Here is a 25,188-nt window from a genome sequence, read left to right as displayed (position 1 = left end):
GTAACGAACTAGTGAGTAAATTATGGGGCGGACGTTTTACGAAAAAAACGGACCAATTGGTTGAGGAATATACAGCTTCGATTATGTTCGATAAAGAGCTTGCCGAAGAAGACGTTCAAGGCAGCTTGGCGCATGTGACGATGCTCGGCAAGCAGGGTATCCTGCCTGCCGACGATGTCGACAAAATTAAAGACGGCCTGCACCGCGTGCTTCAACGCATCAAACGCGATGATATCGAATTCTCGATCGGTGACGAGGATATTCATATGAATATCGAGAAAACATTGATCGACGATGTCGGTTCAGTTGGCGGCAAGCTGCATACAGGCCGCAGCCGCAACGACCAAGTAGCAACGGACATGCATTTATGGCTGCGCAAGCGCGTAGTTGAGTTCGTTGACATGCTGTATAAGCTGCAATTGGCGCTTATTGGTCAAGCCAAGGACAATTTAGATACGATTGTACCTGGCTATACGCATTTGCAGCGTGCTCAGCCGATTTTGTTCGCGCATCATTTGATGGCTTACGTATCGATGTTCGGACGCGATATTGAGCGTCTGCAGGACAGCTACAAGCGCATCAATGTGCTTCCGCTCGGAGCGGGCGCACTTGCGGGAACGACGTTCCCAATCGATCGCCACTTCGTTGCGAGCCAGCTTAAATTTGACCGTGTATACGAGAACAGTCTGGACGCGGTGAGCGACCGTGACTTTATCGTTGAGTTTCTGGCAGACGCTTCGATCATTATGATGCATCTATCGCGCCTTAGCGAGGAGCTTATTCTTTGGTCGAGCACTGAATTTCATTTTGTCGAGCTGGATGATGCATTCTGCACAGGAAGCAGCATTATGCCTCAGAAGAAAAATCCGGACGTTCCTGAGCTTGTACGCGGCAAGACCGGACGGGTCTACGGCGATCTTGTTGGCTTGCTGACTGTCCTTAAATCTTTGCCGCTTGCCTACAATAAGGACATGCAGGAAGACAAAGAAGGCATGTTCGATACGGTGAAGACACTGCAAGGGGCGCTTCAGCTGTTTGCGCCAATGATCGCTACGATGAAGGTGAACAAGGAACGGATGCGTCAAGCGGTCAACCAAGACTTCTCGAATGCAACCGATATTGCCGATTTCCTAGTTGGCAAAGGACTTCCTTTCCGTCAAGCGCATGAGGTTATCGGCAAAACGGTCTTGTACTGCATCGAGCAGAACAAATACTTGCTGGATCTGACGCTTGAGGAGTTCAAGCAATTCTCATCCTTGTTCGATGACCGCATATACGCGGTGCTTCAACCGGAGCAGGTTGTTAATGCGCGCAATGTATACGGCGGTACTGCGAAACCGCAAGTACAGGATGCTATAGGCCGCGCTGAACTAGCGCTGGAGAATACGGCAGCCTGGGTAACGGAATATTTGGAACGCAGCAGATAAGATAATATGAATGTACAAAAGCCCAGCAAGCAGTCTATCAGACTGTTTGCTGGGCTTTTCTGTTGGAATGCTAAACACCATCCTCGAGCAATCGCTCCTTCGGAGGTGGTGTTGGCGTTGCGGAAGGGCCGCCCACCATCGGGCCAACCTCAATAATGGTTGGCTGCGCCTTATACGTATCCTTGGATATACGATTACGCGATATCGTTTTGCCGTCCTGCACAAATGTACGGTAGGTTTCGACGACAAAGCCCTGCTTGCCCTTCTGAACGGTGACCTTCTGGCCGGGGGAAAGATTGGCATTTATCGTTTCTTGCACGGTGGGCTCAATCGTTTTGGTCGTAAAGGATTCAATATCATAGCGGTCATTTGCATCCATCGTACCGAAGAGTTTAATCGTCAGCTTACGATCCTTAACCTCGGTGCGTATGATCATATGCTTGCCTGTCGTATTTTTAAAGCGAAAATTTATGACGCCGCCTGCGTAGGTGGCATCCTGGCCGATCGGTAAATAAGCAACAGGCAAGGAATGGTTGCGGCGTTCCACGATCTCAAGTCCTGCTCGCAAAATAGCATTATAAAGGGTGCTGGATACTTGGCATATACCGCCGCCGATTCCGGGCACCAGCTTTCCGTTTAAAATAACGGGAGCTTCTCGATAGTCATACAGCTCTTCTGTACGGGCGATCAGCTTGCTGTAGTCGAATACTTCGTCTGGAGCGAGATGCCAGTTATTAAGTGATTCGGCTGTGACCGTAACGTTATGGGCACGGCCCTCTGCGCTCGTTCGGAAATCGGTGGAGAACTCCATAATTTTACGGTCAATGCCTTCATCCTTCAGTTTCTCGAGCGTAATCTCCGGATGAATAATAGCAATGGGCAGTTCTGCTTTATATGACTTCTCTATTGGCTTTGAAATTTGCTCCTCCTTAAGAACAACCCAATCATTGACCTCTTTTGCCAGCGTCCCGACATCAAGGCGGAAAGCATCCGAATGAGGCTCGTAGACCACTTCATCCTCGTCGGTAATGGTAAATGACGCGTTTTTTGTTTCGCTTTTTTCAATCCAGCTCCATTGCTTGCGAACGGCAGCCGTAAAGGCATCACGATTCCAGGTTTGCGACAGCGTATAGGATGGCTGGAAATGATAGCGATAGACAGCGCGATCCCACATATTTCCTTCATCTAATTTTTGCAAAGCTTTGCGAATGTCGGAGAATGAAGCCTTATATCCAAGCTCGCTGACGGTCCACTGCTTGCTATCGGTCGCTGCAGCGGTTGCGTGTATCGTAATGGTCCGCTGCTGCAGTGAGTTTTCAATATTTTCGAGCTGCTCTAATGCTGCATCAACCCTCAGGCCTCCGATGGGAATGCCTCCTGCTATTACCTCGTCTGGAACCGTTTTTTGATTGGCGTAATTATACACAATACCCCAGCCGACAGCAGCTGCAAGCAGCAGAGCAGCCATGGCGATAATTCCAATATGAATCCGTTTAGCGATAACGAATCACTCCTTCCAGCGCAATGACAAGAGACAGTTCTACATGTATATGCGACTTGCTCTGTCATATTGCCTATTGGTTTACTGGAGGCTGATTCGACAATCCTTCCAATTATGAGATTTGTGAAAAATGAAGAAAGCCATCTCCTTATGAAGGAATTCAGCGCAAACTGTCGAAATACTAGTACTGACTATAAACAGGATGTGATAATGTGATTGAAATGCAAGACATATGGAAAACGTACATCGATGGAACACACGCTTTAAAAGGCGTTTCTGTTCGTATAGATCGGAATGAGTTTGTTTATCTAGTAGGTCCATCAGGTGCAGGAAAATCAACATTTATGAAATTAATATACCGTGAGGAAGTACCAACCAAAGGACAGATTTCGGTTAATGGATTTAACATTGGGAAATTGAAGCCTCGAAAAATTCCTTTTGTAAGGCGGAATATTGGCGTAATATTTCAAGACTTTCGATTATTACCCAAATTAACCGTATTTGAAAACGTTGCCTTCGCCATGGAAGTTATTGAAGCGCCAACGCGGGTTATAAAAAAACGAACATTGGAGGTGCTTGATCTTGTAGGCTTGAAGCATAAACACGCTAGCCTGCCCTCTCAATTATCCGGCGGTGAACAGCAGCGGGTATCGATTGCGCGAGCTATCGTTAATAATCCCTCCGTTATTGTGGCGGACGAGCCTACGGGCAATCTTGATCCAGAAACGTCGCAAGGCATTATGAATTTGCTGGAGGAAATCAACTTCCGCGGCGCAACAATCGTAATGGCAACGCATAACAGAGATATTGTAAACTCCATGCGTAAGCGGGTCATCGCCATCGAGGACGGCAATATTGTTCGAGATGAAGCTAGAGGGGAGTACGGATATGAAGCTTAGAACAATACTCCGTCATCTGCGCGAAGGCTTCAAAAATATTATTCGAAACGGCTGGATGTCGTTCGCATCGATGAGCTCGATCTTCATCTCACTGCTCATACTCGGTATATTTCTACTGCTGGCACTGAACGTCAACCATATGGCGGCACAAATCGAGAGCCAAGTGCAAATTAGAGTGTTTCTACAACTGAACGTCGACCAAGCGAAAATTACTGATTTAAAAAATAAAATTGGCAACTTGACTGAAGTAAGCAAAATAACTTTTGTATCGAAGGCAGAAGGTCTTGAGATCCTTCGTAAAAACTTAGGCGAGGATAACAAGGATTTACTCGATGGCTATGATAAAGAGAAAAATCCACTGCCCGATTCTTTTACCGTTGAAGTTTATGATCCACAAACGATAGAATCAGCCGCCAAACAAATTGATGCCATTAACAAAGCAGATGAGCTTGCGCCGATTGGCAAGATTAAATATGGACAAGGCACCGTAGAAACTCTGTTCAAAATTACAAATGCCGTACGTTACATAGGAATCATAATCGTAATCGGTTTGGCCGTAACCGCAATGTTCCTCATCTCCAACACGATCAAGATGACGATTATCGCAAGGCGTCGAGAGATTGGCATTATGAAGCTGGTGGGCGCAACAAATTCATTTATCCGCTGGCCCTTCTTTATAGAGGGAGCATTAATCGGCATTATAAGCTCGGTTATTACAACTATTGTTGTATTGGTAGGTTATTCGGAGCTTGTGAAGTACACACAAATGGGATTATCACTCATGATGATTAAACTTGTCACTCTAGAGGAGTCCGGCTGGCTTACCGCCACACTGCTCATCGGACTCGGTACATTGATCGGTATTTGGGGCAGTACCATTTCTGTACGAAAGTATCTGAAAGTGTAGGTGGACGCGAACGTGCTAAAGAGAAGATGGATTTGGGTTATAGTCATTACGATGGTAACGGTTTTTGTTGTACAGCCAACGGATGGTGAAGCAGCTTCCTTAAGTGAGATTAAGAAGCAGCTTGATGAAGCCAAACAGGAAATGAAAAATGCCGAGAGAAAAGCTGCCAATGCGCAGAAGCAAGCAGAGGCTGCTCATAAGCAGGCAAAAACGGCTGCAAACGAGAAAATAGATATCGAAGGCAAGAAGAAGGAAGCTCTGGCATCCATTACGAATCTGATGGCCGAAATCGATAACGTCGTAATAAACAAAACCAAAACGCAGGCGCAGCTTGAAGTGAAGGAAGATGAAGTACTGCAAACGGGTCTAGAGCTGGAGCAAGCTGAAGAGCGAGTTCAAACGCGCGATGAGCTGCTGCAATCCCGTATGCGTCTTATGTATACGAACGGATTTGTTTCTTATATGGACGTATTGCTTAGCGCGAACAGCTTCTCTGATTTTATTGATCGCTTCGATGCGCTTCAATCCATCCTTGCGCAGGATCGCGATATTCTAGAGGAGCAGAGGCAAGAGAAAGAGCTTGTCATCGTCAAAAAAGCTGAAGTAGAAACACAGCTTGCGGAAATAAAAAAGATTTATGATAAGCTGGAGCTATATGAAGAGCATCTCATGAAGAAAGAAAAAGAAAAAGAAGTAATGGTTGCCAGCTTTAATTCGAATATTAAGCAGCTTGATTCCCAGCTTCAGAAGATCGATAGTGAGCTGGAGCAGCTTGAGGACATAAGCGCTGAACAGGAGAAGCTGTTAATCGCACTGGCTGCGAAGGTGTCCAAGCTGAATGCGGAGAAAAACCGCATTGCCAATCCATACACCGGAGGCAAGCTGGGTATGCCGATTAAGGGTACTTATCGAATAAGCTCAAGCTTTGGTACGCGGATTCATCCGATTACCGGTTTGAAGCATACTCATACCGGAATAGACTTTGCTGCCGTACAGGGAACGGATATTTTTGCGGCCGAGGCTGGAGTCGTCATCGTTGCACAAACGTGGAGCGGATACGGAAATTGCGTCATCATTGACCATGGTAATGGTTTGTGGACATTATACGGCCATATCCGCAATGGCGGAATAAAAGTAGAAAAAGGCGATACGGTCAAGAAGGGCCAGAAAATTGCTGAAGTCGGCAGTACAGGCAACTCAACAGGACCTCACTTGCATTTTGAAGTGCGCAAGAACGAAGTGCCTGTCAACCCAAGCGGCTATTTGAAATAGCTCGAAACCTATCATAATCCAATAGAGGCAGCCCATGCGGCTGTCTTTGTTTTTAAATGGAAAATTTGTAAATGGATTAAGTATCGATTATATTTACCGTATAAGACAAATAATTGTAAGCAGCTTGTCATATACTAGATGGGTCTTAAATATAAGGCCGCGTAAGATGAGAAGGTGGTGTAGAGGGGTGCTTTTCAAAGGACGAACAGTATTTGCATTCGTAATACTGTCCATGCTTGCATCCGTCGTTGTTACTCTAACGGTAGCGGAGCAAATAATTAAGCCAGACAAGCCGTCTGTTCCTGCTCTTACGGCTTCTGCAGCTGTTGATGGCGGGAGCTACAAGCTCAAAACGGAAGAGCTCACGAAGCTTAACGCCGTGCTGGAGCTCATCGAAACGAAATACTATCGCAAAGTGGATCGGAGCGAGCTGCTGGACGGTGCTGTCAGCGGAATGATGTCCTCGCTGAGTGATCCATACTCCGTTTATATGGAGAAGGATGTAGCGAAGCATTTTTCTGAATCTATTGAAGGCTCCTTTACAGGTATCGGAGCCGAGGTGACGCTTGAGAATGGACGGATAGTCGTTGTTTCTCCGATTAAAGGCTCGCCAGCTGAGCGTTCAGGCTTGCTGGCCAAGGATGTGCTGCTTTCTGTAAACGGTGCGAAGCTCGATGGTTTAAATCTACAAGAAGCTGTAGCGAAAATTCGCGGCCCGAAGGGTACGAAGGCGAAAATACAAGTGAAGCGTGATGGTTTCTCAGAGCCCATTCAGCTTGTGCTGATCCGAGATGATATTGATGTGGAAACGGTGTATGGAAGCTTGAATCCAGACGGTGTGGGCATCATTGAAATCCGCCAATTTTCCTTGCATACCGCGGAACGCTTTAAGCAGGAGCTCGCGCGGCTTGAGAAGCAAGGAATGAAGGGGCTTGTGCTTGATGTTCGCAATAATCCGGGCGGCGTGCTGCCAGTCGTTGTGGAGATTGCCCAATCCTTTATGGCGAAGGGTTCAACGGTCGTACAGGTAGAAGATAGGGATGGGAAGCGGGAGAAGACGCTGTCCGAGGGACAGAGCAAGTCATATCCTATTGCTGTTCTTATGAATAAGGGCAGCGCGAGCGCCTCAGAAATATTAGCCGGCGCTCTTCAGGAGGGTGCAGGCGCTAAGCTGGTCGGCGAGACCTCCTTCGGCAAAGGAACGGTGCAGGTAAGCTATAATAAAGCGCTCGGCGATGGCAGCCTCGTGAAGATGACGATTGCCAAATGGTTAACGCCGAAGGGCAATTGGATTCATGAGAAAGGTATTCAACCAGATATTATGGTGAAGCCGCCAGACCTCTATACAGTAGCCAGACTTTCCATGACGGACACGTTGAAGCAAGACATGTTAGGCGAGCAGGTGAGAAGCGTACAAATTATGCTTCACGGTCTGGGATATGAACCGAAGCGCGAGGATGGATATTTCGGAGCTGAGATGGCAGAGGCGGTAAATAAGTTTCAAGCAGAGCATGGCTTGCCGGCCACGGGACAGGTCGACAAGCTGACAGGCGAAGCGCTTGAGAAAGCGGTCATCAAATGGATTCAGGATGATAAGAATGATACGCAGCTGCATGAAGCAATTAAGATAGTAGGCAGGAAATAATTCAAGTATGTCGAATGAATAAGAGGTTGGCTCCGTATAAGGGGTCAGCCTCTTATTCATTTTTTTCAAATCAAAGTCAACGTGGCACGAGCGAAGGAGTGTTAGCTTTGGAAACGGCGATGGAACTGCTCGGAATGCTAGGAAAAGCGGCTGCTCAATTAGTTGTGCAGCCATTTTATTATATTGCGGTCTTATTTATTATATTGCAGTATACAAGACAAATTAGGATGGAGCGTCAATTATTTGCGGTTAAGCTTCATAATTGGCCAGCTTTAGTGTTGAAGGCGATGGCAGCAGGCTTGCTGATCGGGGTCGTGATCTCCATTGCCGGGGCATTTGTAGGTGTCGCCTTGTCGGCAGAGGCCGTCCTGTGGCTTTGGTGTACAGCAGCCTTGCTCATGCTGATGCGTATACGTTACTTATGCTTTGCCTATAGTGCAGGCGTCATCGTGCTGCTGCAGTGGCTAATAGGCTGGACAACGTTAGTGGAGAGAAGCGACTGGATTGGCTCTTTAGCGGGGTCGCTTGCACGAATCGATGGTGCGGGATTGCTTCTATTGGTTGCATTGCTGCATTTAGCAGAAGCGGTACTTGTTCGCTGGCAAGGAGATCGGCTGGCCACACCATTGTTTTTGGAGGGCAAGCGCGGCAAGCTGGTGGGCGGCTATATGCTGCAAGGCTTCTGGCCGGTACCGCTCCTTATGCTTGTACCTGCAGGCGGTCAGGGCGTATCAACGATGTCATTGCCTTGGACTCCGTTATTTGGGACAGACTGGTCGCAGGGCTGGTCATTCGTCGCACTGCCGATGATTATTGGCTTCACTGAGATGACTCGCTCACTGCTGCCGAAGGAAAAAGCGAAGCATGCTGCCAAAGGGCTGTTGCTTTACAGTATATGCCTAGCCGCTGCTGCAATAGCAGCTTGGTGGCAGCCGTGGCTGCTGCCTGCTGCGGCAATCGTATCCTTATTGCTGCATGAAGTGATAATATGGCGCAGCCGTGCGTTAGAAGCGGCTCACTCGCCGCTGTTCGTCCATGATGAGCGAGGCTTGCGCATTCTTGGCATCCTGCCCGGAACGCCTGCAGCGACGATGGGGCTCAAGACAGGTGAGGTGCTGCACAAGGTAAACGGCGTGCGTGTAAAAACGAAGGAAGAGCTATATGAAGCGCTCGTTCAAAACTCGGCTTTCTGCAAGCTTGAGGTGCTTAATCTTGACGGCGAGATTAAATTTGCCCAACGTGCAAGGTATGCCGGCGAGCATCATCAGCTTGGCGTTATATTGGCGCCGGATGAGCAGGCCAATTATTATGCGGCTTCAGGACCGGCATCGCTGCTTGAGCTGCTGCGCAACTCGCGCGCATCAAATCGACGCGCGGAGGCAGAGTCTTCCAAGGCTTCGCTATAGGTCAAAGTATAGACTTAACTTAAAAAAACTGTTCTATAGATTCTTGTCAGGGATCCTTAGAGCAGTTTTTTTGTATGGATAAGCAGTTAATAACGGATCAACGATCGTTTAGAACAAGAATAAGATTGTTTAAGTATGGAGTAGGACAGTAGGATAAATGGTAAGCCATTGAGAAATGTATACTTGTTTTTAATCAACTGGAGATCTTTCAATAAAAATCAATGATTCTCTGATCATTTTTTGGAAGGAAGCATCATTGGTTCTTTGTAAGAGGTATAGTGGTGGGAAATGATTTTAATTTTTAATAAAGCGGTTGAAATAAATATTCTGGAAAAAAATATGTTTGAACTTGTTTTGCATGATTGCGTCGCTAACTAGATAACGGTATAATATACGGGAACAAACATTCTTATTTTTATAATGACAGATGAAATGAAATTCCTAAACTTGACTATAATGATAAGAGCATACGGAATGTTGGGGGTGGAGAACAAGCATGAGTGAGCTTACTAAGGAAAGCAAGCTGTTCGAATTGAAATCGGATTATCAGCCTCAGGGAGACCAGCCTAAGGCTATTCAGCAGCTTGTGGACGGTATTGGGGAAGGGAAGCGTCATCAGACGCTGCTCGGTGCAACGGGAACAGGCAAGACGTATACGATTGCGAATGTGGTTGCGAAGCTGAATCGGCCAACACTTGTTATCGCACATAATAAAACGTTGGCAGCACAGCTGTGCAGCGAGTTCAAGACGTTCTTTCCAGATAATGCTGTAGAGTACTTTGTGAGCTATTATGACTATTACCAGCCGGAAGCCTACATTCCTTCTACCGATACATTTATTGAGAAGGATTCAAGCATAAATGATGAAATTGATAAATTAAGACACTCAGCAACGAGCGCATTATTCGAGCGTCGAGATGTGATTATCGTTGCGAGCGTATCGTGTATTTACGGTCTCGGATCTCCGAAGGAATATGGAAGCCTCGTGCTTTCTCTTCGCGTAGGGATGGAGAAGCCGCGTGATTCCATTCTGCATAAGCTGGTTGATATTCAGTATCAGCGCAATGATATTAGCTTCACTCGCGGTACATTCCGCGTGCGCGGCGATATTGTGGAAATTTTCCCTGTGGCGAATAATGAACGCGCAATTCGGGTGGAGCTTTTTGGAGATGAAATTGAACGGATTTCTGAAATTGATGTGCTTACAGGCGAGATTATCGGTGAACGTGATCACATTGCGATATTCCCGGCCTCTCACTTCGTAACACACGAGGACACCATGAAGGTAGCGCTCGTTAATATTGAGCGCGAGCTGGAGGAACGGCTTGTTGAGCTTCGTGAACAAGGAAAGCTGCTTGAAGCGCAGCGGCTGGAGCAGCGAACGCGCTATGACCTGGAAATGATGGCGGAAATGGGCTTTTGCTCCGGCATCGAGAATTACTCGGGGCCGCTAACCTTTAGGGAACGCGGAGCTACTCCGTATACGCTAATGGATTATTTTCCAGATGATATGCTGATCGTTATCGATGAGTCACATGTATCGCTGCCGCAAATTCGCGCCATGTATAACGGTGACCGCGCGCGTAAGGAAATGCTGGTTAATCACGGCTTCCGGCTCCCTTCGGCGATGGATAACCGGCCGCTTCGGTTTGAGGAATTTGAAGAGAAAGCAACGCAGCTGGTTTATGTATCAGCCACTCCAGGTCCTTATGAGATCGAGCATACCGATAAGATGATCGAGCAGATTATTCGTCCGACATGGCTGGTAGATCCTATTATCGATGTCCGTCCTTCGAAAGGACAAATAGATGATCTATTAAATGAAATCCGTGATCGCATCGCCAAGGATGAGCGTGTGCTCGTGACGACGCTCACGAAGAAAATGTCGGAGGATTTAACGGACTATATGAAGGAAATCGGCATTAAGGTCCGATATCTTCATTCCGATATTAAGACACTGGAGCGACTGGCTATTTTGCGGGATTTGCGGCTCGGCGTATTCCATGTGCTTATAGGGATCAACCTGCTTCGTGAAGGTCTCGATTTGCCTGAGGTATCGCTCGTTACGATACTCGATGCGGACAAGGAAGGTTTTCTTCGTTCTGATCGAGCTCTCATTCAAACGATTGGCCGCGCTGCCCGCAATAGTCATGGCCGCGTTATTATGTACGGCGACAAGATTACCGACTCCATGGATAGAGCGATAAAAGAGACGGAACGGCGGCGTACGATTCAACTGGCCTACAATGAAGAGCATGGCGTTACACCGCAAACCATACGCAAAAAAGTACATGACGTCATTGAAGCGACAAAGGTCGCAGAGCAGAAGGCGGATTACTTAACAGGCGTAGGCGCCGAGAAAATGACGAAGAAGGATCGCGTTGCTCTTGTTCAAAGATTGGAAGCAGAAATGAAGGAAGCTGCAAAGAGCTTACAGTTCGAACGGGCTGCAGAGCTTCGTGATGCGCTGCTTGAGCTAAAAGCTGAGATGGGATAAGTAGGAGGAGAATGGCGTGGCTAGTGACAAAATCGTAATTAAGGGCGCTCGAGCCCATAATCTCAAAAATATAGACGTAACCATACCGCGTGATAAGTTTGTCGTGCTCACGGGGCTTAGCGGATCAGGAAAGTCATCTCTTGCATTTGACACGATTTATGCAGAAGGACAGCGGCGGTATGTTGAATCGTTGTCCGCTTACGCGCGTCAATTTCTAGGTCAAATGGAGAAGCCGGATGTAGATTCGATCGATGGGCTTTCTCCTGCTATTTCAATAGACCAGAAGACAACAAGCCGCAACCCGCGTTCCACTGTTGGCACAGTAACCGAAATTTATGATTATTTGCGTCTGTTATTCGCACGGATCGGCAAGCCGCATTGTCCAGAGCATGGCATTGAAATAACGTCTCAGACTGTTGAACAAATGGTTGACCGAATTATGGAATACCCGGAGAAAACGAAGCTGCAAATATTAGCCCCGTTAATTTCCGGCCGCAAGGGCGAGCATACGAAGCTGCTTGCCGACATTCAGAAGCAGGGCTTCGTCCGTGTCCGAGTAAATGGCGAGCTGCGTGAGCTAAGTGAGAAGATCGAGCTTGAAAAAAACAAAAAGCACAGCATCGAGGTAGTAGTAGACCGTATCGTCGTAAAAGAAGATATTCAAAGCAGGCTGGCTGATTCACTTGAAACAGCGCTCAAGCTGTCTGAAGGCCGGGTACTCGTTGATATAATGGGTCAGGAGGAGCTGCTGTTCAGCTCAAATCTGGCTTGTCCGGAATGCGGCTTCAGCATCGAAGAGCTGGAACCGCGGATGTTTTCTTTCAATAGCCCATACGGCGCTTGTCCGGAATGCGATGGCTTAGGTGTCAAAATGATCGTGGATCCTGATCTTCTTGTACCCGATATGAGCAAATCAATTGAAGAAGCAGCTTTTCTGGCTTGGGCGGGCAGTACTTCGAATTATTATCCGCAGTTTCTTAGCGCCGTTTGCGTGCATTATGGGATAAAGCAGAATGTGCCGGTTTCAGAGCTTTCGGCAGAACAGATGAATAAGCTGCTTTACGGCACGGGCGGGGAGCGGGTTCGTTTTCTATATGAGAATGATTTCGGTCATCGTAAAGAAGCGTATGTTCCTTTCGAAGGCATCGTTAATAATTTAGAGCGCCGCTACCGCGATACCGCATCGGATATGATGCGCGAGCATATTGAGAATTATATGAGTGCGAAGCCTTGTGGAAGCTGCAAGGGCCAACGGCTGCGTAAGGAAAGCCTTGCTGTTACGATCAACTCGCAAAATATCGCGACGGTAACCTCTCTATCCATTGGCGATGCACAGCGTTATTTCAGCTCGCTAGATCTTACGAAGAAGGAATTGGCTATTGCGAGTCTAATCCTGAAGGAAATTAACAGTCGTCTTGGCTTTCTCGTAAATGTAGGTTTGGAATACTTGTCCTTGAGCCGCGCAGCGGGTACGCTATCAGGCGGTGAAGCTCAGCGTATTCGATTAGCAACACAAATTGGCTCCAGCCTGATGGGTGTTCTCTATATATTGGACGAGCCAAGCATCGGGCTTCATCAACGCGATAATGATCGCTTGATTGAGACGCTTGAGCATATGCGCAATTTGGGGAATACGCTGATTGTGGTTGAGCATGATGAGGATACGATGCTGGCAGCCGACTATATTATAGATATTGGACCAGGCGCTGGTATTCACGGAGGCATGGTTATCGCCGAAGGCACGCCAGAAGAGGTAATGGCGAATGAAAACTCGTTGACCGGTCAATATTTGAGCGGACGCAAGTTTATCGAGGTTCCGATGGAACGGAGAAAGACGAACGAGAAATGGCTTGAGGTTCGCGGTGCGAAGGAAAATAATTTGCGGAACGTGAATGTCAAAATACCGCTCGGCGTGTTCACGGCAGTGACTGGCGTTTCGGGTTCAGGCAAATCGACGTTTGTTAATGAGATCCTATATAAGACATTAGCTCGTGATTTAAATAAGGCGAAAACTCGTCCCGGCCAATACAAAGAGCTCAAAGGGATCGAGCATTTGGAGAAGGTTATCGATATCGACCAATCGCCAATCGGGCGGACTCCTCGTTCTAATCCTGCTACTTATACAGGTGTATTCGATGATATCCGTGATTTGTATGCAAGCACGAATGAATCGAAGGTGCGGGGCTATAAGAAAGGGAGATTCAGCTTTAACGTGAAGGGTGGCCGTTGTGAAGCTTGTCGCGGCGACGGTATTATTAAAATTGAAATGCACTTCCTTCCTGACGTTTATGTGCCGTGTGAAATTTGCAAAGGCAAGCGCTATAACCGTGAGACGCTGGAAGTGAAATATAAAGGTAAAAATGTTGCAGAAGTTCTGGAAATGACAATTGAGGACAGCTGTACATTTTTTGAGAACATTCCGCGTATTTTGCGAAAGGTTCAGACGCTGCTTGATGTTGGTCTTGGTTATATGAAGCTGGGGCAGCCGGCGACGACTTTATCGGGAGGCGAAGCGCAGCGTGTGAAGCTGGCCGCTGAGCTGTATCGCCGTTCAATAGGCAAGACGCTTTATATTTTGGATGAGCCGACAACAGGACTGCATGTGCATGATATCGACAGACTGTTGATGGTGCTGCATCGTTTGGTGGATTCAGGAGAATCGGTTCTCGTTATCGAGCATAACTTGGATGTTATCAAAACTGCCGATTATTTGATTGATTTAGGACCTGAAGGCGGCAACGGCGGAGGCACGATCGTTGCAACAGGAACGCCGGAGCAAGTCATTAAAGTAGAAGGCTCCTATACAGGCAAATATTTAAAGCCTATTCTTGAGCGGGATCGTGAACGGACGATATCCCAGCAGAAGGAACGGGAAAAAGTAGCTGCAGCCGCAGAATAAGCAAGCAAATGTTATAGATCTTACCAGAGGTGGACATTTTATAGTTAAGTCTTCGTATTTCGGTCTATCCTATAAACTGATCATGGAGTAAATATAATGAATTCGTGACAAAGTTGTTACGAAATGCATTTGAGACTTGCTTCCGTGGCAAGTTAAAGCTAACATATAGTATTATTAGGCCACGTGCGAAGAAAAAGGGGGTCCCTTCATGTTTTTAGCAGAAGAAGCAGCTCAAACAGCAAGTAAGATTGGTACTTTCGATTGGTTTATGCTTGCCTTCACCGTGTTGATTGCGGTTGGTTTCGTTCGACTTTTAATGGCGCGCCCGAAGAAAAATATTTTTGCGATCGGTTTCACATTCGTTGCTCTAGCATTGTTCCTGTTGATTGATTTCATTATGATCACAAAGGTATGGATGGCTTAAGCATTCGAATTAGAAAAAGGTCTGTCGGAGAAGTCCGACAGACCTTTTTTTGATTTAGCAAATTATACCCACCACATCTCGCCAAGCGGTTCTTTGATTAGAATTTGTTGAAGGTTTTGAACAGCCTTAGTGAAGCCTTCGTCAACGGACATCAAGCCGTCTTCGTGCTCAATGCTCACTACGTAATCGTAGCCGACTAAACGAAGCGCGCTAAGAATGTCTGCCCATGTTTTCATATCATGACCGTAGCCAACTGTGCGGAACTGCCAAGCGCGATCCAGCATAAGAGCATATGATTGCATATCGGTTACGCCATGGTGATTGACGTTAATCGGATCAATCGTTGTGTCCTTCGCGTGGAAGTGGTGAATCGCTCCAGCACGGCCAAGAATATGTACCGCTTGAACAGGGTCAATGCCTTGCCACCACATGTGGCTTGGATCAAGATTGGCGCCGATTGCATTGCCTGCAGCTTCGCGAAGACGCAGCAAAGTTGCTGGGCTGTGCACGGAGAAGCCGCCATGAAGCTCAAGACCGATTTTGATACCTTTATCTGTAGCGATCTTGCCAATTTCAGACCAATAAGGAATCACTTTTGCTTCCCATTGCCATTTCAAAATATCTTGGAAGTCGTTAGGCCAAGGAGCAACAGGCCAGTTCGGGTATTTAGCATCCTCATGATCGCCTGGGCAACCGGAGAATGTGTTAACAACAGAAACTTCCAAGCGGTTTGCAAGCTCGATCGTTTTGCGAATGACATCATCATGATCGCTGGAGATTGCTTTTTGCGGGTGCAGCGGGTTCCCGTGACAGCTAAGTGCGCTGATCATCAGTCCGCGTGATTCTACGGCTTGCTTAAACGCTTTCAGTTTTCCTTCGTCAGCTAGCAGCTCATCAACGTTGCAATGAGCATTGCCTGGATAGCCGCCTGTACCGATTTCAATCGCATCAAGCCCTTTGGAGGCAATATAGTCGAGCGATTCTTCAAAAGACTTTTGTGCAAAAAGTACGCTAAATACTCCTAATTTCATTGATTATTACCCTCCCAAATCCATCGAATGGATTGTTTTAGTAGTCCCTTCTATTATACCACTTCTGTAATAGGAACACATGACCGAATCCACATTTGGCTAAATCACATAATAACAGAGCAAAACAAGCATAAAGCGGATAGGATTGGATCATAAATAGGCAATCGGATCGAAAGGCAATGGACTGATTTCGAGATGTCGTGGCTGCCAGTAATGTGTGGTGGATTAGATAGTCGGGGTTTGTTAAAATAAGAGAAGCAGTTTAAGAATGTGAGGATTGATAGTGAAAATGACAGATTCAATTATTAGATCGGATATAGAGCTGCTGGCTCCGGCCGGCGATTGGGATTGTATGCGAGCTGCCGTGGCAAACGGAGCTGATGCGATATTTTTTGGCGTGGAGAAATTTAATGCCCGCGCTCGTGCGAATAACTTCCGCAGTGAGGAACTGCCGGAAATTATGGCTTTTCTTCATACGTATGGCGTAAAAGGTTTTCTAACGTTTAATATACTCGTGTTTGAGAACGAGCTAAGGGATGCTCAGGCGCTTATTGAAATGTGTATTGATGCGGGTGTGGACGCTGTAATTGTTCAGGATCTCGGTTTAGTGAAGCTCATTCGTGAGCTGTCGCCCGATTTTCCGATTCACGGCTCCACACAAATGACGATTACATCACCGGAAGCGGTCGAGTTCACAAAACCGTTTGCCATTGAGCGCGTAGTGCTGGGACGGGAAAATAATTTGAAGCAAATTCGGACGATTGGCGAGCAAGCGAAGCTGCCTATGGAAGTATTTGTGCACGGTGCGCTTTGCGTGTCGTATTCAGGACAGTGCCTCACCTCGGAGATGTGGGGAGGCCGTTCTGCCAATCGCGGTGAATGCGCGCAAGCTTGCCGGCTGCCGTATGATTTGATGGTCGATGGCGAGGTTCAGCCGATGGGAGACATCGCTTATCTGCTATCGCCGAAGGATTTGGCGGCGATTGATATTATACCGGAGCTTATCCAAGCAGGCGTAACCTCTTTTAAAATTGAAGGGCGTCTCAAAAGCCCGGAATATGTTGCGAATGTCGTGAGCAAGTATCGGCGCGCGATCGATAAGTATTTCGACGGCGATCTTTCCAAGCCGTCGGTTGAGGATGTGCGTGAGCTGCAGCAAAGCTTCTCGCGCGGCTTCACGCATGGTTTCTTGTCGGGAACGAACAACAAGCAGCTTGTGGATGGCACGTTCCCGAAAAGCCGAGGCGTCTATCTCGGCCGTGTAGAGCGCATTATGCGCGATGCGGTTACATTGCGAATCGATGCGCCGCTTAAGCGCGGAGACGGCATTGTGTTTGACGCAGGCGATCCTACGAAGAAGGAAGAGGGCGGCCGTGTCTACGATATTCGCCGGCAGGGTGTCAAGATCGAAGGCGAAGCACAGGAAGGCACGATGATTGAGCTGGTAGCAGGTCGGAATGATGTGGATTTACGCAAGGTTCATGTTGGCGACCGCGTATGGAAGACAAACGATCCCGCGCTGGATAAGCGTCTGAGAGCTACCTTTGAAACAGAAAAGCCATATCGTGTATTTCCGCTTCACGTTAGAGTTACTGGTGCTTTAGGACAACCGATGCGTACTTGGTGGACGGATGTTCAGAAGGGAACAACCGTTGAGGTATTGACGGAGCTGGACCTGGAGCAAGCGCAGAAGCGTCCTATGGACGCTGCTTTGCTTGAAGATCAGCTTGGCCGTCTTGGAGGTACCGTGTATCAGCTTGAGAAGCTTGATGTCGAGCTTCAAGGCGAGCTTATTGTACCGATCCGCGAGCTGAACCGATTGCGCCGAGAAGCAGTTGAGCTCTTGTCAGGCGAGCGTCCTAAGCCTCCGGTTTATGTGAAGCATAATGTGGAAGCTCGTGCGAGCTTGTTCCAAGCTGGAGCAGCACAGAAGGATATTCTGGCTCCGCAAAGCGGGAAAGACGCAAAGCTGACTGCTTTATGCCGAAGCTTGGAGCAGGTACAGGCAGCGGTGAAAACCGACGTTTCTTATGTATATGCAGATTTCGAGTTCATCAAGCAATTCTCTGCTGCTGTTGCAGCTGCTCGTGAAGCAGGCAAGCCGATTGCGCTTGCAACACCGCGTATTCATATGCCGGGAGAGAACGGCTACCATGCGAATATTTTGAAGCTGCAGCCTGATGCTGTGCTCGTACGAAATACCGGAGCTCTTTATTATTACTTGCGTGCTCGTGCAGCTAATCCGGATAAGCCTTTTCCTAAGCTCATTGGCGATTTTTCGCTTAATGTAGCTAACCATAAAGCAGTAAACTTGTTTACGGAAGCGGGACTTGACCTTATTACCCCGTCCTACGACCTGAATATTCAGCAAATGGTCGATTTGCTCGAAAACTCAGATACGTCGATGCTGGAGATGGTTATCCATCAGCATTTGCCGATGTTCCATACCGAGCATTGCGTATATTGTACGTTTATGAGCGAAGGTACGGATTTCACCAACTGCGGCCGTCCGTGTGAGGAGAAGCGAGCTTCTCTGCAGGATCGGATCGGTATGGCTCATCCCGTTCGCGTGGATGAAGGCTGCCGCAACACGGTATATAATGCTATCGAGCAATCCGGTGCGGAGTACATCCGCAACTTTGTCGGGCTTGGCGTATCGAATTTCAGAGTTGAGTTTCTGGAAGAAACGCCGGAGAAGGTGCTTGAGGTATTGTCATTATATCGCGACGCTCTTGACGGACGTATTACAGGCACTCAGGTATGGCGCAGTTTGAAAGCTATTAATCAGCTCGGCGTGACTCGCGGCCAATTGGTTAATAGTAAATAAATGAATGACCTGTTATTCGAAATGAGGTGCCGTTCTCTCAAGGCAGGGAGAACGGTATGTTCAACAATTTGTGCGGAAAAAGCGAGGCGTGGTTATTTATGAATGATGGTTGGTTTTCGGGCTGGAGACATGTATTTAAGCTCGATCCTGATCGAGACTTATCGGATGAAGCGCTCGATATGATTTGTACCTCGGGAACTGACGCAATCATTGTTGGAGGCTCCAGCGGAGTTACATTTGAGAATACAGTCGATCTTATGGCTCGAATCCGAAGATATGCAGTGGATTGTGCACTTGAGGTGTCTACCTTAGAGGGTGCTGTTCCCGGCTTTGATGGTTATTTTATTCCACTCGTTCTTAATACGAATCAGGCAGAATGGATAACAGGGCGTCAAACCGCAGGATTGCAGGAGTATGGCTCCTTTATACCTTGGGAAGAGACAGCCGCTCAGGGCTATATTATTTTGAATGCGGAAGCAACAGCGGCCAAAGTGACACAAGCAAAGACAGAGCTGAGTGAAGAAGAATTGATCGCTCATGTTCGTATGGCCGATCGTCTGATGCATTTACCCGTTATTTACTTGGAATACAGCGGGAAATTCGGAGATATGCAGCTTGTGAAGCGAGCGAGAAATGCATCCGTCCATGCACAGCTGTTCTACGGAGGCGGAATCGATAATGCCGATAAGGCGCGGCAAGCAGCTGAGGCTGCACATACCGTTGTTGTTGGCAATGTGATTTATAGCGACTTGGAAGCTGCCTTGTCTACCGTATCAGCGGTGCATGAGGCGATCAAAAGCAGTACGTACGCTAAGTAATAATGCAAATCTTAATATAGCTTACAGCTGGAAATATGATCTTTAAGCATAGTAATATTTTATGACAACAAAGTTTAATGTGAAGTAACAATTCGATGGCGCTGTTCGGCATGAGGGAATACTGTTTCTCTTATAATGTGCGGCGCTATTTTCTGTTTAAGTGAAGCATTTAAATGTCTATGTATATAGGCAGAATTAGGCAGGCGAAAGTACGGATTATTTTTCATATGCAAATTGACATAGGGGTAGCTCGTTGTCTACACTATTGAGAGGCGAACATATGCGAACAAAGGAGTCGGAGCATGTTTAATCATATTAGTATCGATCAAGCGGTGCAGAAGCTCAACCCGCCCCAGCGGGAAGCCGTTCAAGCGACTGACGGACCGTTGCTTATTATGGCGGGAGCGGGCAGTGGCAAGACGCGTGTGCTAACGCACCGAATAGCTTATTTAATAGAGAAGAAGCGTGTGGCGCCATGGAGTATTCTGGCCATCACCTTTACAAATAAAGCATCACGAGAAATGCAAGATCGGGTTAGTGCGCTTGTCGGTCCCTCGGGCCGAGATATATGGGTATCGACGTTTCACTCGATGTGTGTGCGTATTTTGCGGAGAGATATTGATCGGATTGGCTTTACTTCCAGCTTCTCGATTCTGGATTCCTCCGATCAGCTGTCGGTTATCCGCAACTGCATGAAGGATTTGAATATCGATACAAAGAAATTTGAGCCGAAGGCTGTGCAAGCCGCCATTAGCGGAGCCAAAAACGAATTGATCTCGCCAGAGCAATATGAGCAGAAGGTTGGGGATTATTTCGAAGGGCTGGTTGCTCAAGTTTTTACGAAGTATCAGAAGAAGCTGAGAGCCAATAATTCACTCGACTTTGACGATTTGATTATGATGACGATCCAACTATTCAAGGATGTACCTGAAGTGCTAGAGTTTTATCAAAATAAGTTCCGTTATATTCATGTGGATGAGTATCAGGATACGAATAGAGCGCAATATATGCTGACACGCATGCTGGCTGATAAGCATCATAACATATGTGTAGTAGGCGACAGCGACCAATCGATTTATCGTTGGCGGGGCGCAGATATTACGAATATTTTGAATTTTGAAGGGGATTATCCTGAGGCGCGGACGATCATGCTAGAGCAAAACTATCGTTCAACGGCTAATATACTTGATGCAGCCAATGCGGTTATTAAACTGAACTCTGGTCGAAAACCGAAGAAGCTATGGACGGATCAAGGCGCGGGAGATCCCATTTCGCTATTTCAAGCCGATTCGGAGCATGATGAAGGTTATTTCGTAACAGGCGAGATTCGTAAAAATGTGAACAAAGGTGAGAAATTTGCCAACCATGCGATTTTGTACCGAACGAATGCACAATCGCGGGTAATTGAGGAAATACTTATAAAGTCCGATATCCCCTATCAAATAGTAGGAGGCATAAAGTTCTATGATCGCAAAGAGATTAAGGACTTGCTTGGCTATTTGAAGCTCATCTCTAATCCAGATGACGACATCAGCCTTGTTCGTATTATTAATGTGCCGAAGCGGGGCATTGGAGATACGACCGTAGGGAAGCTGGCAGATGAGGCGGCTAGACGAGGAACTTCTATTTATAGAGTGCTGAATGATTTGGGCGAGGTTGAAGTAAACGGGCGGACACGGACGCTGCTGCGTGAATTTTATGACATCATCGATAATTTAACGAGAATGGTTGAATATTTATCTGTGACAGAGCTGACCGAAAAGGTGCTGGAGCTCTCGCAATATCGAATGGAGCTCATTCAAGAGAATACGCTGGAGTCGAAGGCGCGCCTTGAGAATATCGATGAGTTCTTGTCGGTGACGATGGATTTCGAGAAGCGCAATGAAGATCGTACACTGGTTGCATTCTTAACGGACCTTGCGTTAATTGCTGATATCGATTCCTTGAATAAGGATGAAGAAGAAGCAGAGAAGAACAAGGATTCTGTCACACTCATGACGATGCATAGCGCGAAAGGACTTGAATTCCCGGTTGTATTCATTATTGGGATGGAGGAAAGCGTATTTCCTCATAGCAGAGCGCTTGCCGATAATGAGGAGCTCGAGGAGGAACGCAGACTTGCGTATGTGGGAATCACTCGGGCAGAGAAGCGCTTGTACTTGACGTGCGCCCGGATGCGTACGTTGTTCGGACGTACGAGCAGCAATATGCCTTCGCGATTCCTGCAGGAAATTCCAGAGAGTGTTAGAGAGGGCGTTTCAACCGGCGGAGGTTATTCACGTGCGATTGGGCGCAGCGGTACTGGCGCGAGTGGCAGCAGACCAGCATCACAGAGCTCCTCTGGCCAAGCCGTCGGAGGCAGAGGACCAGCATCTCCTGCAGCTGCGGGAGGCAGAGGCGGCGTACGAGTTAGCACGCCGCTTCAGGATGCTGCTCGGGCAGCTCAGAGCAGCGGCGCGGCAGGCGATGCTTCATCCACCAGCTTCGCTTCCGGCGATAGAGTATCGCATGGCAAGTGGGGAATTGGTGTCATTGTATCGGTTAAGGGAACGGGCAAGGACATGGAGCTTAATATCGCATTTCCTGCGCCGATCGGCATCAAGCGCTTATTGGCAGGTTTTGCGCCTATTACAAAATTGTAAGTTGATCAGCTATTTTGGACGATTAGAAGGAGGAGCCTCCCGTGAACGCTCAGTTAGAACGGATGCAACAGCTCGTTGCGATTATTAAAGAGCATAATTATCGATACTACACGCTTGATCAGCCTGCAATAAATGATGCGGATTATGACAAGCTCTATGACGAGCTTATCGCTTTAGAAGCAGCTTCAGGCGTAATTCTTCCTGATTCGCCGACGCAGCGAGTAGGATCGGAGCTTCTCAAAGGCTTTGAGCCTTATCGTCACCGCGCACGCTTGTGGAGTCTCGATAAAGCTCAGAATGGGGATGATTTGATTGCATGGAATAACCGTTTAATCAAATCAGTTGCTGATTATAACGCCAAGCACCCGGATGAAGAACCATTGCCTCAGCCAAGCTATGCAGTAGAATTAAAGTTTGATGGACTAACGTTGAACCTCACATATGAGGATGGACAGCTTGTACAGGCGGCGACTCGCGGCAATGGAACCGTGGGTGAAGGCATTTTACAGCAGGTAAGGACAATTCGTTCCGTTCCGCTTGCTATTCCTTTCACTAATGGCATTATTGAGGTGCAGGGTGAAGGCATTATGCAGCTGTCCGTACTAGCGAGGTACAACGAAACGGCAGTCGAGCCGCTCAAAAATGCGCGTAATGCTGCAGCAGGAGCACTCCGTAATTTAAATCCTAAGGTAACAGCTGAGCGGAAGCTGAACGCATTTTTCTACAATGTTGGTTATGCGGATGGTGTTTCATTTGCAGATCATCGTGAAATGCAGCAGTTTTTGCGAGACAACCATTTCAAAGTGAATCCCTATGTGACGTATAAGGATACCATTGAAGAGGTGCTGGAGGAGCTTGTTCTGGTTACGGAGAAGCGTACAGAGCTTGATTTTTTAATTGACGGGGCAGTAATCAAGGTTGTAGATATGCGAACGCGCGAGGCACTTGGTTATACGGATAAATTTCCACGCTGGGCTGTTGCTTTCAAGTTTGAAGCCGAGGAAACGACTACAGTGTTGGAGTCAGTATCATGGGAAGTAGGCCGTACTGGTAAAATAACGCCGGTAGCAAGGGTTGAAGCAGTAGATCTTGCAGGTGTAACCGTTCAGAATTGTACGCTCAATAATATTGGCGACATCGAGCGCAAAAACCTGAAATATGCGCTCGGTACGCATGTTACGATACGCCGTTCAAATGATGTCATCCCTGAAATTTTGGGCAAGGCTGATGAGGAGCCGGGCGAGGAAATTGTTTTTCCTGTAGTTTGCCCATCCTGCGGAACGGAGCTTGAACAACGCGGCGCTCATTTGTTCTGTAACAATAAGCTGGGCTGTCAGCCGCAGATCATTGGCCGTATTACTCATTTTGCATCGCGGGATGCAATGGATATTGATACCTTTAGCGTCATGACCGCCGATCAGCTATACAAAGAATGCGAGGTTCATGATCCAGCTGATTTGTATGCTCTGACCTATGAGGATCTCATAAAGCTTGATCGCTTTGGTGAGAAGAAGGCGCGAAAGCTGCTTGATGCATTCGAGAAGTCCAAAGACCGCGAGCTGGCATCATTCTTGTTCGCTCTTGGAATTCCGAATACAGGCAAAGCGACGACTAAGACATTAGCCGATCACTATGGCAGCTTGGATGCAATCATGCAAGCTACAGCGGATGAGCTTATTGCTTTGCCCGATATTGGGGGCATTGTGGCCGATAGCATTGTTGGATTTTTTAATGATCCTATTATCAAAGCCAGCATTGCACGTATGCGCGAATTAGGTGTAAAGGCAGAAGCGGAGCAGCAGCAAGCCGTCAGACAAGATAGCATCTTTAGTGGAAAAACAGTCGTTCTGACGGGAACGCTTCCTACGATGTCAAGAGATGAAGCAGCAAAGCTGCTCGAAGCTTGCGGTGCCAAAATATCAGGCAGCGTATCCAAAAAGACTGATTTTGTCATTGCGGGCGAAAGCGCGGGCAGCAAGCTTACCAAAGCAAGGGATTTAGGCATAACTGTTATTGAAGACGAAGCCGAGCTATTACGATTGCTTGGTGAATAGCATTAGAATCAGAGGAGTCCCTGCAGCTGCAGAGGCTCCTTTGAATTATTGATATCGAAGTTAACCTTTCAAAAGTTCATGTGTTATATAGAAGCTTTAATTTAGCATGAAATAAAATTGTTGATTGTAAAATTTTACAACTTGTTTTCTGTATTTATAAGTGATATATTATTTCTTGTCGCTTCCGAGACATTGGACAACAACAAAATGCTTCATAAACAAATATGAAACAAGCTGTTGACAAGTTGAAATGAAGCTGATAGAATAACATCTTGTCACGACAAAATGTGACAAGCAAACAAGTTCTTTGAAAACTGAACAAATGGATCACGTCGATCCGATAATGTTTTAAAATAGCTAGTTAAGTTTTTGAGCAAGTCAAACACCAATTTGGAGAGTTTGATCCTGGCTCAGGACGAACGCTGGCGGCGTGCCTAATACATGCAAGTCGAGCGGAGTTGATGAGGTGCTTGCACCTCTGATACTTAGCGGCGGACGGGTGAGTAACACGTGGGTAACCTGCCTTTAAGACTGGGATAACATTCGGAAACGAATGCTAATACCGGATACGCGATACGGTCGCATGACTGAATCGGGAAAGATGGAGCAATCTATCACTTAGAGATGGACCCGCGGCGCATTAGCTAGTTGGTGAGGTAACGGCTCACCAAGGCGACGATGCGTAGCCGACCTGAGAGGGTGATCGGCCACACTGGGACTGAGACACGGCCCAGACTCCTACGGGAGGCAGCAGTAGGGAATCTTCCGCAATGGACGAAAGTCTGACGGAGCAACGCCGCGTGAGTGATGAAGGTTTTCGGATCGTAAAGCTCTGTTGCCAGGGAAGAATGCTTGGGAGAGTAACTGCTCTCAAGGTGACGGTACCTGAGAAGAAAGCCCCGGCTAACTACGTGCCAGCAGCCGCGGTAATACGTAGGG

General features: G+C 47.3%; 15 protein-coding genes and 1 other annotated feature (1 of these 16 only partly in view). Of the genes, 13 read left to right on the top strand and 2 right to left on the bottom strand.

Annotated elements, in window-relative coordinates:
- The first annotated feature begins 11 nt into the window (after positions 1–11).
- Positions 12–1,427, top strand: coding sequence for an argininosuccinate lyase (argH, locus tag CEF13_RS26350; RefSeq protein WP_102715431.1), 1,416 nt, complete (start codon positions 12–14; stop codon positions 1,425–1,427).
- Positions 1,428–1,497: 70 nt separating this feature from the next.
- On the opposite strand, the gene CEF13_RS26345 is transcribed toward argH, so the two are convergent.
- Positions 1,498–2,895, bottom strand: a complete 1,398-nt coding sequence (locus CEF13_RS26345) for a VanW family protein (RefSeq protein ID WP_102715429.1) — start codon at positions 2,893–2,895, stop codon at positions 1,498–1,500.
- Positions 2,896–3,140: 245 nt separating this feature from the next.
- Between CEF13_RS26345 and ftsE the strand changes: the two genes are divergently transcribed.
- From ftsE to CEF13_RS26305, 8 genes are all read left to right on the top strand, one after another.
- On the top strand, positions 3,141–3,827 hold the full coding sequence (gene ftsE, locus CEF13_RS26340) for a cell division ATP-binding protein FtsE (RefSeq protein WP_102715427.1): 687 nt from the start codon (positions 3,141–3,143) through the stop codon (positions 3,825–3,827).
- A complete protein-coding gene (gene ftsX / locus CEF13_RS26335; RefSeq protein ID WP_102715425.1) occupies positions 3,817–4,734 on the top strand; it encodes a permease-like cell division protein FtsX in 918 nt (305 codons plus the stop codon). Before ftsE ends, ftsX begins: the two co-directional genes overlap by 11 nt.
- A gap of 12 nt (positions 4,735–4,746) precedes the next feature.
- A complete protein-coding gene (locus CEF13_RS26330) occupies positions 4,747–6,006 on the top strand; it encodes a murein hydrolase activator EnvC family protein (RefSeq protein ID WP_244917133.1) in 1,260 nt (419 codons plus the stop codon).
- Positions 6,007–6,193: 187 nt separating this feature from the next.
- A complete protein-coding gene (locus tag CEF13_RS26325; RefSeq protein WP_102715423.1) occupies positions 6,194–7,651 on the top strand; it encodes a S41 family peptidase in 1,458 nt (485 codons plus the stop codon).
- Positions 7,652–7,758: 107 nt separating this feature from the next.
- Positions 7,759–9,057 (top strand): PDZ domain-containing protein, encoded by a 1,299-nt coding sequence (locus CEF13_RS26320; protein WP_166742930.1) that lies wholly within the window; start codon positions 7,759–7,761, stop codon positions 9,055–9,057.
- A 496-nt stretch (positions 9,058–9,553) separates the two neighbouring features.
- Positions 9,554–11,554, top strand: coding sequence for an excinuclease ABC subunit UvrB (gene uvrB / locus CEF13_RS26315; protein ID WP_102715421.1), 2,001 nt, complete (start codon positions 9,554–9,556; stop codon positions 11,552–11,554).
- Positions 11,555–11,570: 16 nt separating this feature from the next.
- Positions 11,571–14,453: an excinuclease ABC subunit UvrA gene (uvrA, locus tag CEF13_RS26310; RefSeq protein WP_102715419.1), complete on the top strand. Its 2,883-nt coding sequence runs from the start codon at positions 11,571–11,573 to the stop codon at positions 14,451–14,453.
- A 208-nt stretch (positions 14,454–14,661) separates the two neighbouring features.
- Entirely contained in the window at positions 14,662–14,877 is a 216-nt protein-coding gene (locus CEF13_RS26305; RefSeq protein WP_102715417.1) for a hypothetical protein, read from the top strand.
- A 62-nt stretch (positions 14,878–14,939) separates the two neighbouring features.
- Here the strand turns inward: CEF13_RS26305 and CEF13_RS26300 are convergent, their stop codons facing one another.
- Positions 14,940–15,908, bottom strand: coding sequence for a sugar phosphate isomerase/epimerase family protein (locus tag CEF13_RS26300; RefSeq protein WP_102715415.1), 969 nt, complete (start codon positions 15,906–15,908; stop codon positions 14,940–14,942).
- A gap of 289 nt (positions 15,909–16,197) precedes the next feature.
- Between CEF13_RS26300 and CEF13_RS26295 the strand changes: the two genes are divergently transcribed.
- The 4 genes from CEF13_RS26295 to ligA all read left to right on the top strand — a co-directional run bounded on the left by CEF13_RS26295 (position 16,198) and on the right by ligA (position 24,249).
- The gene (locus CEF13_RS26295) at positions 16,198–18,735 is read left to right on the top strand and encodes a U32 family peptidase (protein ID WP_102715413.1); all 2,538 of its coding nucleotides are present in this window, start codon (positions 16,198–16,200) and stop codon (positions 18,733–18,735) included.
- A gap of 98 nt (positions 18,736–18,833) precedes the next feature.
- Positions 18,834–19,553: a heptaprenylglyceryl phosphate synthase gene (gene pcrB, locus CEF13_RS26290; protein ID WP_102716575.1), complete on the top strand. Its 720-nt coding sequence runs from the start codon at positions 18,834–18,836 to the stop codon at positions 19,551–19,553.
- A gap of 302 nt (positions 19,554–19,855) precedes the next feature.
- Entirely contained in the window at positions 19,856–22,195 is a 2,340-nt protein-coding gene (gene pcrA, locus CEF13_RS26285; RefSeq protein ID WP_102715411.1) for a DNA helicase PcrA, read from the top strand.
- 62 nt (positions 22,196–22,257) lie between these two features.
- Positions 22,258–24,249 carry an NAD-dependent DNA ligase LigA gene (gene ligA, locus CEF13_RS26280; protein WP_102716574.1) on the top strand — a complete coding sequence of 664 codons (1,992 nt, stop codon included), beginning with the start codon at positions 22,258–22,260 and terminating at the stop codon, positions 24,247–24,249.
- A gap of 387 nt (positions 24,250–24,636) precedes the next feature.
- Positions 24,637–25,188 (top strand) — a sequence feature (mutual gap in cmsearch alignment for this rRNA model is longer than 100) (it continues 910 nt past the right edge of the window).

This window comes from Paenibacillus castaneae, from assembly GCF_002884445.1.
Taxonomy (GTDB): domain Bacteria; phylum Bacillota; class Bacilli; order Paenibacillales; family Paenibacillaceae; genus Pristimantibacillus; species Pristimantibacillus castaneae.
Note: the sequence above shows the minus strand (reverse complement) of the source record. Positions and strands in the feature narration are given on the sequence as shown.